16 protein-coding genes are annotated in these 15947 nt (G+C 39.1%); 2 read left to right on the top strand and 14 right to left on the bottom strand.

Annotated features, from left to right (window positions below):
- Nucleotides 1-29 precede the first annotated feature (29 nt).
- Nucleotides 30-1667: an alpha-galactosidase D gene (locus tag BXY_RS08055; RefSeq protein ID WP_151921757.1), complete on the top strand. Its 1638-nt coding sequence runs from the start codon at nt 30-32 to the stop codon at nt 1665-1667.
- Between the two features lie 68 nt (nt 1668-1735).
- Here BXY_RS08055 and BXY_RS08050 read toward each other — a convergent pair whose 3' ends face one another.
- From BXY_RS08050 to BXY_RS07990, 14 genes are all read right to left on the bottom strand, one after another.
- Nucleotides 1736-2542, bottom strand: coding sequence for a hypothetical protein (locus BXY_RS08050; protein ID WP_008026530.1), 807 nt, complete (start codon nt 2540-2542; stop codon nt 1736-1738).
- Between the two features lie 10 nt (nt 2543-2552).
- Nucleotides 2553-2921: a GntR family transcriptional regulator gene (locus BXY_RS08045; protein ID WP_008026532.1), complete on the bottom strand. Its 369-nt coding sequence runs from the start codon at nt 2919-2921 to the stop codon at nt 2553-2555.
- Between the two features lie 11 nt (nt 2922-2932).
- Nucleotides 2933-3784: a hypothetical protein gene (locus tag BXY_RS08040; RefSeq protein ID WP_015531655.1), complete on the bottom strand. Its 852-nt coding sequence runs from the start codon at nt 3782-3784 to the stop codon at nt 2933-2935.
- 6 nt (nt 3785-3790) lie between these two features.
- The gene (locus BXY_RS08035; RefSeq protein WP_004316565.1) at nt 3791-4636 is read right to left on the bottom strand and encodes an ABC transporter ATP-binding protein; all 846 of its coding nucleotides are present in this window, start codon (nt 4634-4636) and stop codon (nt 3791-3793) included.
- 171 nt (nt 4637-4807) lie between these two features.
- The gene (locus BXY_RS08030; RefSeq protein ID WP_055236633.1) at nt 4808-6274 is read right to left on the bottom strand and encodes a tetratricopeptide repeat protein; all 1467 of its coding nucleotides are present in this window, start codon (nt 6272-6274) and stop codon (nt 4808-4810) included.
- A 21-nt stretch (nt 6275-6295) separates the two neighbouring features.
- On the bottom strand, nt 6296-7240 hold the full coding sequence (locus tag BXY_RS08025) for a PstS family phosphate ABC transporter substrate-binding protein (protein WP_015531653.1): 945 nt from the start codon (nt 7238-7240) through the stop codon (nt 6296-6298).
- 3 nt (nt 7241-7243) lie between these two features.
- Entirely contained in the window at nt 7244-8059 is an 816-nt protein-coding gene (locus tag BXY_RS08020; RefSeq protein ID WP_004316568.1) for an energy transducer TonB, read from the bottom strand.
- 26 nt (nt 8060-8085) lie between these two features.
- Entirely contained in the window at nt 8086-8739 is a 654-nt protein-coding gene (locus tag BXY_RS08015; protein WP_004316569.1) for an ExbD/TolR family protein, read from the bottom strand.
- A gap of 15 nt (nt 8740-8754) precedes the next feature.
- Nucleotides 8755-9360: an ExbD/TolR family protein gene (locus tag BXY_RS08010; protein ID WP_004316570.1), complete on the bottom strand. Its 606-nt coding sequence runs from the start codon at nt 9358-9360 to the stop codon at nt 8755-8757.
- Between the two features lie 33 nt (nt 9361-9393).
- A complete protein-coding gene (locus BXY_RS08005; protein WP_004306909.1) occupies nt 9394-10191 on the bottom strand; it encodes a MotA/TolQ/ExbB proton channel family protein in 798 nt (265 codons plus the stop codon).
- Nucleotides 10192-10344: 153 nt separating this feature from the next.
- Nucleotides 10345-10785: a hypothetical protein gene (locus BXY_RS23515; protein ID WP_008771256.1), complete on the bottom strand. Its 441-nt coding sequence runs from the start codon at nt 10783-10785 to the stop codon at nt 10345-10347.
- 210 nt (nt 10786-10995) lie between these two features.
- Nucleotides 10996-12006 (bottom strand): MFS transporter, encoded by a 1011-nt coding sequence (locus BXY_RS08000; RefSeq protein WP_015531652.1) that lies wholly within the window; start codon nt 12004-12006, stop codon nt 10996-10998.
- Between the two features lie 5 nt (nt 12007-12011).
- The gene (locus BXY_RS07995; protein WP_015531651.1) at nt 12012-13109 is read right to left on the bottom strand and encodes a DUF4434 domain-containing protein; all 1098 of its coding nucleotides are present in this window, start codon (nt 13107-13109) and stop codon (nt 12012-12014) included.
- A 44-nt stretch (nt 13110-13153) separates the two neighbouring features.
- Complete coding sequence (locus BXY_RS07990) at nt 13154-15028, bottom strand: FAD-dependent oxidoreductase (protein WP_015531650.1); 1875 nt, start codon at nt 15026-15028, stop codon at nt 13154-13156.
- A 334-nt stretch (nt 15029-15362) separates the two neighbouring features.
- Between BXY_RS07990 and BXY_RS07985 the strand changes: the two genes are divergently transcribed.
- Nucleotides 15363-15947: ROK family transcriptional regulator (locus BXY_RS07985; RefSeq protein WP_208946789.1), on the top strand; the 585-nt coding region annotated here is incomplete at its 3' end.

Below are 15947 nucleotides of genomic sequence, written 5' to 3'. Positions count from 1 at the left end.
AATGCAAGAAAACACCAACCTATTATATCATGAGAAACAGGATTTATCTCTTTACAGTAGCAGTAGCTTCTTTTATGTGCATCAGTTGTACAAAGACTCAAACCACTCTTTCGGAAAATGAAAAGGCAGTCAATCCTCCTATCATGGGATGGAGTTCATGGAATGCGTTTCGTGTAGACATCAGTGAAGACATTATCAAACACCAGGCTGACCTAATGGTGGAAAAAGGCTTGAAAGATGTCGGATATCATTATGTCAATGTTGATGATGGCTATTTCGGAAAACGTGACGACAACGGAATAATGCTTGCAAATGAAAAACGGTTTCCGAACGGCATGAAACCGGTGGCGGATCATATTCACAGCCTGGGAATGAAAGCCGGCCTTTATACCGATGCGGGTAATAGTACGTGCGGTTCCATGTGGGACAATGACACTGCAGGTATAGGAGCTGGTATCTACGGGCATGAACCACAAGACGCCCAATTATACTTTGGCGACTGGGGTTTCGACTTTATCAAAATTGACTATTGCGGAGGAGATGCGCTGGGACTTAATGAAAAGGAACGCTACACTTCAATCCGGAACAGTATAGACAAAGTGAACAAAGATGCTTCCATCAATATCTGCCGATGGGCCTTCCCGGGTACTTGGGCCAAAGACGCAGCAACCTCCTGGCGTATCAGCGGTGATATTAACGCACATTGGGGCTCATTAAGATATGTAGTCGGCAAGAATCTTTACCTGTCTGCCTATGCCGGCAACGGACATTACAATGACATGGACATGATGGTTATCGGATTCCGTAACGACAGCAAAGTGGGCGGCCAAGGTCTTACCCCGACAGAAGAAGAAGCTCATTTCGGTTTATGGTGTATCATGAGCTCTCCTTTGCTTATCGGATGTAACCTGGAAAACATACCGGAGTCTTCTCTCGAACTGCTGAAAAACAAAGAATTGATTGCCCTCAACCAAGACCCGCTGGGTTTGCAAGCATACGTAGCGCAACATGAAAATGAAGGTTATGTACTCGTGAAAGATATTGAACAGAAACGTGGAAACGTACGTGCTGTGGCTCTCTACAATCCCTCCGATACCGTATGCAGTTTCTCCGTCCCGTTCTCTTCATTGGAATTTGGAGGAAATGTAAAAGTACGTGATCTCGTAAAACATAACGATTTAGGCAGCTTCTCCGGCACATTCGAACAAACGCTTCCGACACACAGTGCCATGTTCCTCCGCATGGAAGGCGAAACACGTCTGGAACCGACTCTGTACGAAGCAGAATGGGCTTACTTGCCTCTTTTCAACGACCTAGGTAAAAATCCTAAAGGTATTCTTTATGCCAATGACAAAGAAGCTTCCGGCAAAATGAAAGTAGGTTTCCTGGGTGGACAACCGGAAAATTATGCCGAATGGAAGGAAGTGTATAGCGGAGATGGCGGACGCTACAACATGACTATCCATTACTCATACGGTAAAGGACGCCAGATAGAACTGGATGTCAACGGCATTATTACCAAAATAGATTCTCTGAGAGAGGATAATAACCATAACAAAATCACAGTTCCCGTTGAACTAAAAGCAGGATATAACACCATTCGCATGGGTAATAGTTACAACTGGGCACCGGATATCGATTGCTTCACTCTGACAAAAGCATTGTAATAACCATATAAAAAAGGAGTAAAATATGATAAATACATCTTTACTCCTTTTTTAATCTATATGCCAGTTTATTCTATCATCGTCACACAGGCTTTTTCGGTCAAAGTTACCTGTAATTTGGCATCATCCTTTTCAGGAATCCAAAACATACGTTTGCACTCTCCTTTTTGAAGTTTCACATTCCCATTGTGACCTGTCAAGTATTCCGTATCAATCCGACATTCTTGCACATTTACAGACCAATTATCCATCATATTCAGATTCAAATGCAGATTATTGATCTTACCACTCTGAAATTCCACATTCCTGCCACTCCTGGCAACATGCAAAGCTCTAAAATCGCACGAATCCACTTGCATAGAATTAGAAGTATTAATGGAAAGAGAATCCTTTGTCAAATTTTTAAGAACAATCTTTTGCATATAAATATCATTTACAACACATTCCACTTCTTGCGTCAGATTCAGTTGCATGTCTCCCGTTATCATCGCTACATATCTGGCTTCCTTTAACTCTTGCAGGAGTTTATCCAGCGGATAGTCCAAAAGAATTTTCAACGTATCCCCCATGACAGTCATTTTCAGATAGTCATTTACTTTCTGCGAACAGGAAAATTCATTTTTCTCTCCTTTTGAAGGCAGCACTCGCAAAAAAGAATTTGCCAGCCAGACACTACATTCTTCTGTATGCATCTCCGTTTGAGCAAGCCATATTACCCGGCAAGCCGGGATTTCTTTGGTTAGCTGCTCTCCTTGCAGATTTATTTGATTGGAAAAGTGCGGCCTCCCCAGACAATACATCACAAACATTCCGCCTACCAGCACACAAAGTCCGGCTACAAAAAGCCCAATTAATATATAAGTTGTACGTTTCATAATATTTGTTTTACTTTTCTTTTTTACAAAATTCCCGGTACATATCGGTTATCTCTTTGATAGGAATATCCAGTGTCTTAATCTGCTTGAAGAAGTAATCCAGTTCTTCTTTCAAAAAAGTATTCTTCCGCAAAGAATGAATCAGTTCCCTTGCACCGGTAGAGACAAAATAACCAATGCCGCGTTTATTATAAATAATATTCTGTGACTGAAGATAATCAAATGAGCGCATCACTGTATTGGCATTTACTTCCACAATAGCGGCATATTCTCTGACAGAAGGGATGCGTTCCTCTTCCCCAAATTGCCCCAGAAGTATCTCATCACAGATCCTATCAGCGATCTGCAGATAAATGGCTTTACTTTCTTTAAAATTCATAGGCTAGAGTATTACATACGTTGAATAATCTCGGACTCCTTAAAACGAAAAAAGGCAAGTACCCAATTAACCAATGCAAAAAACATAAAGGCTATGGTTCCTAAGGTGAAAACTTGTTGCTCCGTGAAAGAAGAAAAAATATAGCCGTAATCTTTATTGTTGTTTCCATGAAATAGCATATTACCCGTCAACATTCCCATCAATACATAAATCAGAACAATGATTGTAACCGAAACAAAAGTTTTAAGAAAAGAGTTCTTCGGCCAAACAGAACTACCTAATACGAACAATGACTGCACAAAGCAATATATAGAAAGGACTAATATCAACTGATACGTTTCATTGAATAAAAACCACCGTTTCCCGCTACCGACTAAATCTCCCAGATTGACAGGGAGTATCACCTCTTTTACCTCCGGATAGATAAGCGAATAAACCATTACTCTTGTATAATCAGCCAATTTAAAAGCAATCAAAAAAACAACTAAAAATACGATAGTTGATATCAGCCAACGGGAAAAAAACTTCTCGAAAGGAGTGGACGGTGTCATTAATGTGGATAGCCGACTAGTCTTATTCTTCATCTTCTCCATCACCAGCGATGCACTTAAGCACCCGAAAACAAATAGAAACCACAAAAAAGCCATCAATATAAATCCCCATGCAGGATCGGTATTTGCATGACGAATAAAATAAACCGAATCGTGATAATTATATTGAGTATATCCGTTCCAAACCAATACCACCGCCATCACTCCATACATCAACACCATACGAAGCACATTCGATCTCCAACTCTCTACCATCTCCTTACGGCAAAGATTCATAAAACGAGGCAAACTGAAAAAAGTATCTTTCATCATCGTCTTTTATTTTTGAGTGTGAAACAATCGGGCTATCTCTTCAGGAGCAGCCAACGTAGCATTAAAAAGAAGTTCCAGATTTAATTCCGATTCTTCCTGTTCTTCGTTAGGAAGTATCAGGTAATTCCCCTGGATAGTAGGGATTGCGAAAAGAGCATTTTTCGCCAGTTCCCGATTGTCACTCTCCACAAAGAAGAGTTTGTCGCAAATATTACTTGTAGATTCATCCAGCAACACACGGCTGTCATCCATAATCAATACATGGTCGAGCACCTTATCAATGTCACGAACCTGATGCGTAGAAATTACAATCGTCTTATCATCCGACATGCCCGATGCTATAAACTTACGGAACTGACTTTTACCGGGAATATCCAGTCCGTTGGTCGGCTCGTCCATCAACAAAAGAGAAGTGTTTGTAGCAAGCGCAAAGCTCATGAATACTTTCTTTTTCTGTCCCATAGAAAGTGATCCGAGATCAATATCTATATCCATTTCAAAATAATGGAGATATTTAATCATCTCCTCCTTGCTGAAACGGGGATAAAAAGGACTGTTCAACTCCACATAGCTAACCAGAGAGACTGAAGGTAATTCAAACTCTTCGGGAACTAAAAACATATCCTGCAAAGTAACCGGTAACCGTCGGCGCACATCTGTATCGTGAAACACCACTTTGCCGTTTTTAGGAGTCAATAACCCGGACATCAGATAGAGAAGAGTAGACTTTCCCGCGCCATTCTTTCCCAACAGTCCATATACCCTGCCGGACTCGAACGAAAGCGAAAAATCATGTAATACCGCACGCTTCGATTTACGATAAGTAAATGAAAGATTTTCTACTGTAATCATAGCATTTCTGTTTAATGAACAATGTTTCTTAGTGTATTAGTGTAATAGTACACCGCAAATGTAGGCAATCTTTTGAATATTCCAATAGAAAAGGAGAAAAAAGTGCAAAAAAAGGAGGAGCTAAGATCACTCTCCACTCCTCCTGTCACGACAAACAACTAAAATTATTCACTATTTGATGCCGTCCAATGCCCTTTTAGCAGTAGCATTAGCGGGGTCTATAGCCAGAATTTTATTCCAGTATTCTATGGATTTATCTTTATTAGCCTTTGCTTCGGCCTTCAATGCCGGATTCTCGATCGCTAACAAATAGTAATATCCAAGATAACTGTAACATTCAACCAAAGCTGAATTGTAATGAGGATCATTTTTGCTTTCCAATAAAGCAGCCACTTCCTCATAGAAAGGTTTCGCAAGTCCTTGAGTGGTTTCAGGGTCCAGTGCTGAATTGGCACGAGCTCTCCAGAAGTTACCCAAGTAGCTATCCGGTGCTGCTTCTGCAATTGCATGGAAAACAGAATCGGCGGACATCAACGCCTGCTTGCGTTCTTCAACAGTGATTGTCAATGAATCAGGTTGCGTACCAGCACCGTAATAAAGTCTACCAACCTGAAACTGTAAGTCCGGAGTCTGTTTTTCTTTATCAAGGGATGAATAATATTTCTGGTAAGCACTGATTGCTTTTTTATAATCATTCTTCTGTTCGTAAGCAGAAGAGATATTTTTATATAAATCCGTCTTTTTCGGATCCATCTTTACCGCTTTCTCATATTGTATTACTGCATCATCATATTTTTTCAGACTTTCCAGCAAGTGCCCATAATACATATAATCCAAATAAGAATAATCGGCTTTTTCACATTCATTGAAGAAGATGTCCGCTGCCTTTATCGCTTCATCAAAACGCTTCAGGTCAGTATAGTTATACATTGCCAGACGGTTGAACGCAGCATGATGGGCATTCTTTTGTAATCCCATATTAGCCACTTCGAGCGATTTCTCAAAATCATGGTTCAAAAATAAAGCAAACGCATACTTCACCAAATCTTCTTCCGTAGCAGTAGGCCCCATTGCAAAATTCGCATAAGCTTCTGCCGCTTTACTAAAATCATTTTTTAAATAATAAATCTCGGCTAGTTTTTTGTCTACGGCTGTGTTGGACGGTTCCAGGGCTTTCAATTGGTTCAGCTTTTCAATAGCAAGACTTGCATTGGCTGATTTATAAACATCTGCGTATTTCAGATAAGCTTCCGTACATTTCGGATCGAAATAAATCGCTTCTTCATATTTCTGAGAAGCGAGACCCGCATTTTTCTGCTTCATGGCAATATTTCCTTCCAATACAGAAGCAAGAGCCGATTTACCATTCGCTTTTCTGGCAAGAGTTGCATATTCTTGCGCTTCGGGAAGTTTGTCAGCATCCAGATACGTATTTCCAATAGCTACCAAAAGTTCCACATTCTTTTTATTCTTTCCTTTAATCAGATGCTCGGCTTCTTCAGCAGCCTGTGCCGGATTCGTCTGAATAGTTTCTTTCAATTTGGCAACTTCCGCCTGCCATTCGGCATCGGTTGATTGCGCACAGAGCGACCCTACTGCTATAAACGCTCCAGCTAAAAACATTTGTACTCGTTTCATGATAGTCTCTAATTTTAGTTATTATTCGTCTTTCACGTGGACAATACGCACCGGCTGTGTAGCCGGAACAAGTCCGGATTTTAATATAATCCGCTGCCCCTTGTCGGATGTCATAAAAGAAGCAAATCCCCAGGGCAGCCCACTGCGAGGATCGTTCAGTAATGCATAGATGGATCGTGCCAGCGGATAATTAACATAGAACAGATAGGCCTGATAAGGCTTATAGCTGTTCGCAGGAGTTGCCACATCTTCAGCACTGACTGCCATCACTCTGATCTCTTCACGAAAAGAAAGATTGGTCGTATCACTGCGGTTCCCCAGCCAGTTAACTCCAATAACTCCCATGGCATCAGGATTCTTCACTACATAGTCTATCACCTGCTGGTTGGTTTTCAAGGCACTGACGTTACCTTCAGCCAACGGTTTTCCACCACAGATTGAGTCCATTGCAAAACGTACGGTACTGGAATTCTTATTATCGAACACCACCTGAATCCCCTTCAAGCGGGAATCCGGATTTACCTCTTTCCAGTTTTTCACCTCACCGGTGAGGATGCGGCGAAAATCACGTACACTCAACAAAGAATCCGGATTAGCACGATTCACGATCAATGCCAGACCATCCGTTGCCAATTTTATCTCGCGAGGGAAAAATTTACGGCTGTGGAATGAATTCATTTCTTCCTTAGTCAGTGTCCGGGTTGTAATAGCCAACCGGACACTGTCTTTCAGAAGTAAATTAATCGCTTCCACTTCAGTTGTGTAGCGAGGAACAATCCCGGCCAAAGGGTAAAGGTTTTCAAACACCTCTATCTCTTCTTGTATGATAGGTTCGAAACTCTCATCCGCTGCAATAGATACCACACCGGAAGAATAAGTATCCGTCGGCCCTTTCGATTTTGAGTTACAAGCACTCAACACCACCAACGCTACGAGTCCTATCAGCCTAAATTGTCTCTTCATCATCTTTTATTGTAATCTAAACATTACCGGAACGGTGAATTTCACACGTACCGCTTTTCCATTCTGTTTACCAGGGAGCCATTTCGGCATACTTTTTACCACACGCACAGCTTCCTTATCCAGATAAGGGTCTACGCCACGAGCCACACGCACATCAGTGATAGAACCATCACGTTCAACAACGAACTGTATAATAACGCGACCTTGTGTTCCATTCTCCTGTGCAATAGTCGGATATTTGATGTTCTTACCCAAGTAAGCCATCAATTCCTGTTGACCACCAGGGAAAGTCGGCATCTGTTCTACCATATCGAAAACCTTTTCCGGTTCCGGTGCAGCCTGTGTCACTACCTGCTTAAGGTCAGCAATATCTTTACCATTCGCCTCGTCATTACCTTTTACGTCGGCAATAGAGATGGATACTTTAGTAGCATTCAAATCCTCCTGGCTCTTGATCTCATCATCTTCATGCACCTCTTCATCTTTCTTGATGACAGGAGCAGTAAACTTGATAGAACTCTTCAGTGCAGGGGGAGGAGGCGCCACCGGCTCAACCCGTTTCATCTCTTCCTGTTTGATTTCCGGCTCTGCCAATTTCGACAAGGTAGTCACCTCTGTCATCACTTCTTTCTGCTCCGGAGTTGCCAACTTAAGCAGTGTAGGGATGCTAAATCCGACTGCCGCTATGATTACCACAATCAACATGGCGACATTGTGCCGCTTTGTTGAATTGGCACGCATTCTATATGCTCCGTATGCCTGGTTCTTGCCTTCAAAAATCAGTTGACACCATTCCGAAGAAGCTAAATCTAATTTTGCCATTTTACTTTTCTTTTTTGGGTGTTACATCAATTATCGGCTAAGTTCTGTGACAATCCACCTTTCGCATCGAAATTCTTGATTAAGAATTCATCAGCTTCCGCAATGTCTGTTATCACATATTTACCAATATTACATATCTGCATTTCGTCCAGCGCGTCAATCAGATTCATATAAGAAGCGTCATCCGTAGCTTTAATAATTACGGTCGGGGTATCCTTTCCGCTCTTTATCTCGGAAACCTGCTTCTTAAATTCGTCATCCGTTATCTTAAGATCCAATTTCTGTTGTTTCAATTCTCTTACTTTATTGACAGCAACAGCATTTTTCTGAAGAAGTACGGCACGCAGTCCATTTGCACCGTAGCTAGTTTCTTTCAACGAGGTATAGTCCTTATAATTAGGTTCTCCCTCATAATAATAGAGTTTATTATCAGGCCCCAGCAATAGTGTAATTGCCTGTGAAGCCTTCACCATACTCTTCTGGTTTTCAGTAATATCTTTGTCATTACTCGGCATGCTTATTTCCATCGTCTGAGGTTTGCTCAGTGTGGTACAAAGCATAAAGAAAGTAATCAGCAACATGTTCATGTCCACCATCGGTGTAAAGTCCACCCGGACAGTTATCTTTTTTTGCTTGCTCTTTCCTCTTTTTCCGCCGCTCTCTTGTACTTCAGCACTCATTGTATTTCCTCCTTTTTAATTTTCAGATTCTGCTTTGAGAGAAGTAATCAGATTGTACCGATTTTCCCGCAAATCCTGAAGTGAGTTCATAACGTTCTTTATCACTGAGTATGGAGTCGTAGCGTCTGCCTTGATGGCAATACGTAGATCAGCGTTAGCAGTACGTGCATTACGTACCCACGATTTAAACTGATTATCAACACTATCGCATGGAATACCTTCATTCTTAAGGATCTTATCCCGTTGATCTTCGGGGAGATCAAGATATTTCTGCATACTTCTGATAGGCACTCCAAAAGTAGAAGACAACATAAATCTCTTCTCTTGTTCCGGAGTAAACTTAATGCCATACTCTTCACCCATGCTCTCCAAGACAGCCTGCATATCCTGCTGCTTGTCGAGGCTCATAAATATTTTTCCTTCCGGATCAACCAGAATCTGGAGTACATTAGTCTCCGGAATCTTGATTTCCGATACAGAAGCCGGAGTGGTAACTTGCACTGGTTCCTTCTTCACAAATGTTGATGTCAACATAAAGAAAGTCAGAAGCAATACAGTAACGTCACTCATAGCGGTCATATCTATGAACGTACTTTTCTTTTTAATTTGCGCTCTACCCATGATTAATAATAGATTTTATAAGGGTTCGCAGAATTAGTGAGTAGCTGCAAAAGTTTGCACGATAGAGAATCCGACTTCGTCGAGTCCGTAAGTCAATTTATCAATTTTGTTAGTGTAATAGTTGTAAGAGATAACAGCCAATGCACCAGTCAAGATACCGAAAGCAGTGTTAATCAAAGCTTCAGAGATACCTTGTGACAAAGCCATAGAGTCAGCACCACCACCAGCAGACAAAGCAGCAAATGAACGGATCATACCGATTACAGTACCGAGCAATCCCATCAATGTACCCAGAGTGGTGATGGTAGCGATGATCGGAAGATTTTGTTGCATCATCGGCATTTCCAAAGCAGTAGCTTCTTCAAGTTCTTTCTGGATAGCCAACAGCTTCTGTTCTTTAGGAAGAGATGTGTTCTTTTCCATTTCTTCATACTTACGCAAAGTAGAAGTTACTACGTTAGCAACAGATCCACGTTGTTTGTCACAGATTTCCTGTGCTTTCTTCATGTCACCGGCAGCTAAAGCGTCTTTGATGTTAGCTACAAATTTAGACAATGAACCTTTACCGAAAGCAGAACGAAGAGCGAAATAACGTTCGATGCTCAAAGCAAGTACGGTTAACAACAATGTCTGGATAATAGGCACGATGATACCACCTTTGTAAATAGTACCCAACATGTTCAACGGGTGATTGTTCGGGTCATTGTTCATAAAGTTGGACGGGTTACCTAATAGGAATTGGAAGATACATACAGCTATTACTAAACAGCAGATGATTACGATACCGGCATTTTTTATACCTACAACTTGAGTTTTTTTAGTAGTTTCCATAATAAGTTTTTTGTTAAGAAATTAATTTTAGTTATTTAGGAAGTAAAAATTTCGATTAGGCACACTGCGCTACAGACCCTGCAACTTTTAAAAGGAAAAAGTCACACAGTTCATACAGAGTACGAAAAAAAACGGATAATAGGGGGAAATAAACTAAATAAGGATATGTCTTAGAGCGAACACATAGTAATCGCTACACATAATGGAGTAATGTGGATCCTTATCCGAATAAAAAGATTTACTTTGATCTAATACTAAAGAATTCTCTCTTAACACGAGAAACTTATGCATAACGTCTTTCAAGGAGTCATTGATTTCAATGATTCTACGCAGGCGATAATTATTAGAATTTGATTCAGTTACTAATTTAAATCCTAATTCTACATCAGAAATAGTTAATGACTGCGAGTTATCATAACTAACTGACTGATTATCTACAGAAGAATTACGATTAACATCAGAAGACGATTCTGACAGTTGACAAGAAGCTTCACAGTTTGAAGCATAAGCCGAAAAATTCATAGCATTTCCACCCATGCTAAAAGATAGCATCAGCAGAACAAAAGCTAATATGAATTTCGGCGAAAGTTTCATTGTATTTTTAGTTGTTTAAATCGTTCGTTATAGATTCGGCGACAAATGTAGCAATAAAATGTACACGAGTATCATTGTTCACATCATTTAAGCATAAAAATTCGTCTCTACTATAAGAACAAGTTCTAAAGTATTTTGTTCTAGGGAACATCATTTTAATTTGTTAAAAAAAGCATCTCTATTGAACAAACTATTATGAGGTTTGATCTGCTAAAAAGGGCGGTGTAAATACCAAAGTACCATTGATAAATCAAAAAACAGAAATTTTGCAAAGTACCCAAAACAGAAAACCCCTTGATTCGTTGTTGAATAAAAAAGAGAATCTCCTCCTGAAAGTCCTGCGTTTTCAAAGATAGAAGGGCCATAATAAAGTACTGCGTTCACACCCATAAACTGTCCTAAAATCGCAATACACACACCGATAATAACAGCTTTGAAAATTCCAGGCTTCATCAATAAAGACCATTCCGATTTTGTTTCAGAGGTCAGCACAGATTTCGTTTCATTTAATTGACTTTTCGCTTCTGTAATCGAATTATATATTTTCTCTAATATATTTACAGCTTTCAATTCCTTTCCACGTACGATTAACCAGCGGGGACTTTCCGGAATAAAAAATATGATAATGAAGAATAAGATTGCCGGCAATGTTTCCATACCCAACATACCTCTCCATACTTCAGTTATAAATATTTTATTCAACCAATCCACACTTAATTGCGTACCACTCTCCGCCCATGCCAATAATTGATAGTTAACTAAATAAGCTCCCAAAAAACCAACTGTTACAGCCAACTGATACAATGACACCAAACGTCCTCTATACTGCGCTACAGCTAGTTCTGATATATAAAGAGGAGAAACAATGGACACAACCCCTATTCCTACTCCACCTATAATCCGATAAACTACCAATTGGGCAAAATCGGCTGATAGAGCACATCCTAGAGCTGATGTGGAAAACAACACAGCTGATATAACCATCGTAAGTTTTCTTCCTAACTTATCGCTTAAGATTCCAGCAAAAAGAACACCTACGATAGAGCCTACTAAAGCACATCCTACATACCATCCCTGTTGTAGTGCATCTAATTGAAAAAGTTGAGTCACTTGGGCAATTGTTCCCGATATAACTGCGGTATCATATCCGAACAAGAAGCCTCCCAATGCTGCCACAACAGAAAGGAATATAAGATAACCAAAATTGATTGTAGACTTCATAACATTTATTTTATTTCAAAATATTCTTTATATCTGTCATATAAATGACCAGCTTGTAGATAGGCTGATTGCGGACTCATAAAATGAGAAAATTCAAAAGTAATAGCCTTATCATATCCGGCACGTTTAGCTGCTTCCAACTTCATCCGAAGTTTATCAAACTTAATGGGTAGAAAACGAATTGGCATATCACGGTCAAAAGATTCGGCATTTGTCCAACATTGCATACCATACTTATCTGCTAATTTTTTATTGACAGAAAAGAACGCATCCAATTCGTCATAATCAATATGCCCATCTTGAAATGCACATGCATCTACCACCTCATGAATTCCATCAAAAATTTCATCCCATTCTTTTTCGTGTTGTTGTACAGAAACGGCATCTTCTTTAGTCATTTTTGTCGTTCCCATGATTGCTTTTTTTCCATCAATCCAAGGCGATATAAAAGTCGGTAATCCATTAGATATATCCTTACATTGTTTTCCTAATGCATGGAAAGCACCAATCGCTCCTTTCGTTGCCCGGCTTATTTCACCACTGATATACCATCCTCCAAAACTTTTATACTTGGAACCATAATTTTCCCAAACTTCATCAATTACATATTTGTTATCTTCCACTTCCCAGGTCATATCTCCTGTGTCCCAGTATTTACCCGAATCGTATAGTCCAAAATAGAATTTCATTCCATACTTTTCAGCTAAACGTAAAAACATATCCACCAAGTCAACGGAAGGCATATAACAACCTTTCTTCAATAAATAAGGAGAAGGAAAAGTGACAAACTTACGATAACCAGAACGGATCATTATTACCGTATCAATTCCTATATTTTTCATGTGCTGAAAATCCAAGTCCCATTCTTTCTCACCCCAGTTCTGATGTGGAATATCATGTGATATTTCATCCAAAAAAGTTCCGGTAATTTTTAAGCCATTGTTTTTAGGAACAATGAGTTTACTTTCCAAACCATCAGTTGCCACTACTGTACTGGCACTAGCTTTTGAAGTACAAGATTCAAACAAAGTTGGTACAGTCAAGGCTGACGCGCTAGCCAATGTGGCTTTTTTTAGAAAGTCTCTTCGATCTAATGTTTTCATATTAGTTTAATTAAAACAGCAGTTAACACTTATATTATTATTACCTATTGAATATACTGTCCTGTAATATCTACTTTTTTATTATTGAAAGGATCTAATATCTGATCAATCAAAATAGCCATTTCACTTCGTAGGATGCCTCGATTCATATCAAAGTCCTTCAATTCAAATTCATTCCATATCTCTTCTACCCTACCCTCTTTCATCTCAAAACCTTCTTTTTCGGCAATTCCTCTTATTAACTCTGTAGCTTTCTGAATTGATATGGTATTATTACCTTCGAATATTTGCTTATTGACAAAAGGATAAACATCACCCAATCCTTTCAACTCATTTGCCAATAATAATGTATCCGCTCTGAACCACATTTGATTTGACCAGTCAACACTTTTACCTATACCTTTTAATATACCTGTAGAGCCGATACGTTGTAGTGACTTAAACATTGGGTGATCTAACTCAACATCTAAATAAGGCAATAAATATCCTTTTCCATCCAAAATCGCATTTTGTACTTCCCGAACAGATACTTCTCTTATATTTTTATCTTCTTTCACCGCAAGAGCTGCTAATGCTCCCGCTGCCTGCCCGATCTGCATAACCATCGGCTGCAAACGAGTGGTACCATTAATTATATTAGAAACAGATATTGATTTTTCAGCAACAATCAATCCTTCAACATCTTTCGGAATCAAAGTTCCTAAAGGTAAACCGTATGACGGTATCGGATGAAAATAAAGATTAGGCAACTCTTCATATCCATGATAACGCGTATGATGATGGTCCACAGGATAATTCCCCACGGCAATACAAGTACGATAAAGAGGTTGAGACTGCCTGAACGGTTCACAAGCATGATTTAAATCAAAACGTACTAGCCCATGGATTCTCCTAGACTCTCTATGGTAAGGAATAAATGGCAATTTGTCGGCTGTAGGATATTCATCATCAGCTAAGCCCAATGTATTAAAACCTAATTCATGTTGCAGAAAATAAACGAAACACATCGTATAATGTTTTGCATATTTCAAGGCTTCTTCACGTTCCTCACGGGTCATTTCAATCAAGTTTACATAATAATCATTGCCTTCTATCGGCCAATTAATCATGTATTTATTATTAGGAAGTTTTCCATAAGTTATCATCATGTCTTTAGACCATACACGATCCGGTTCTTTAGGCGTGATACAAACATGACTGGCACAAGCACAAGCAAATTCATCCTTATTATATCCTTCAGGACAAGGAATAGTCACATCTTTACCATAATCTTTCAAGATTGCTACGTATGTAATATCCTGAACTATATTATTTTTCTCTTCCGGAGCGATATCTTCTTTAGTATCATGACGGCTTTCCATACCGACATCATATTTCACCCCGCACATTTTTGCTATATCCCCCAATTCAGTACCATCAATCAATATTTTAGCATGTATTTTTTTGATTGTATTATCTTTCATCTGAATTTGAGCAATCCAAACATCTTTCTCTCTTTCCAGCTTTACCAAGGTAGCATTATGCCATACTTTTAGATTTTTCTCTACATCAACCATTTCATGGAAAATTTTATTTCCGACTGAAGGTTCAAACAACACTGCACTCACCCAACCGGTTTTTAGAGAATCAAGTCCGCCATAATAATCTGCCAAATGTTCGCGAAACTCACCAAACAAGCCTGCTGGCAAATCATAGTTTCCGTCAACAGCACTTACGCCTGCAGATGTAAGCATTCCACCCAGCCATTCAGTTTCTTCTACTATCAATGTTGCAGCCCCCATTCGAGCAGACTGAATACCAGCAGTCACTCCACTGGCACCTCCACCAATAATTAGCACATCAACAGAATCATCTGAATGAGAGCATGCTGTAAAACACAAAGCAAATAATAAACACAGACCTAAAAAATAGTTTCTCATACTAAATTCATTTAAGGATATAGAGTTTTATTAATAATATCACGGCACAAATATAACTATATTTATTAAACAAACAATAGATAATAAAATATTTTATTAATAAAATCATTATTTCTCGCATTATTAATTAATAGAAGGAGGAATTACCTCACAAATCATCTTCTTTCATTTATTATATCCACAATCATCCATAGCTACATTATCCTATATATAAATCCATTACATAGTATATAGGAAATATAACATTCAAGATATTCTAATTTTCAAGGCTTCAAAACCACGTATTAATAAAAAAATTAATTATCTTTGTGTGAATTACCAAATATGCATAGTTATGAACCAACAATTCTTGAAAGAAATAGAAAAGGGCTCTAAAAGCGCTCTCGTCAAAAAGAGGATTATTACACATTATATATATAATGGAAGTTCTACAATTCCCGATCTTTCAAAAGAGCTGGATTTAAGTGTACCAACTGTCACCAAATTTATCGGTGAAATGTGTGATGACGGATATATTAATGATTATGGCAAATTGGAGACTAGTGGCGGACGCCATCCCAACCTCTATGGGCTTAATCCGGAATCCGGTTACTTTTTGGGTGTAGACATCAAAAGATTCGCCGTCAACATCGGACTGATAAATTTCAAAGGCGATATGGTAGAATTGAAAATGAATATACCTTATAAGTTTGAGAACTCAATCGAAGGGATGAATGAGTTATGCAAGCATATTCTCAATTTTATAAAGAAGCTCACTATTAATAAAGAGAAGATCTTAAATATTAATGTAAATGTGTCGGGACGTGTAAATCCTGAATCAGGGTATAGCTTCAGTCAATTCAATTTTGAGGAAAGGCCGTTGGCGGATGTATTATCCGAAAAATTGGGATATAAAGTAACCATTGATAATGACACGCGT

Source organism: Bacteroides xylanisolvens XB1A, assembly GCF_000210075.1.
Lineage (GTDB): Bacteria > Bacteroidota > Bacteroidia > Bacteroidales > Bacteroidaceae > Bacteroides > Bacteroides xylanisolvens.
Note: the sequence above shows the minus strand (reverse complement) of the source record. Positions and strands in the feature narration are given on the sequence as shown.